The organism is Flagellimonas flava (assembly GCF_050617915.1).
GTDB lineage: Bacteria > Bacteroidota > Bacteroidia > Flavobacteriales > Flavobacteriaceae > Flagellimonas > Flagellimonas flava_A.
Map to the genome: position 1 here is coordinate 1 of NZ_JBODQE010000168.1, position 238 is coordinate 238.

General features: G+C 40.8%; 1 protein-coding gene. It reads right to left on the reverse strand.

Annotated features, from left to right (window positions below; genetic code table 11):
- Window positions 1-238 (reverse strand): MATE family efflux transporter (locus ACRHOZ_RS21415; RefSeq protein WP_431130403.1); only part of this gene is annotated, 238 nt, incomplete at both ends.

The window sequence follows — 238 nt, forward strand, 5'->3', positions numbered from 1 at the left end:
TTCGGAATACAACCCGAAGTAATACGAAACAGGAAATCCTATGAACCAATAAGCCACAAAGGTTATAAAGGTTGGTATCTTAACATCCTGCAAGCGCCGAAGCGCCCCAAGAACAACTACCTGAATTCCATCCGAAATTTGAAAAAATGCCGGTACCAACAATAATTTGGCCGCGATGATTATCACTTCGGTATTATCCATTTGATTGACCATATCATGCACGACCAAATAAATGGTG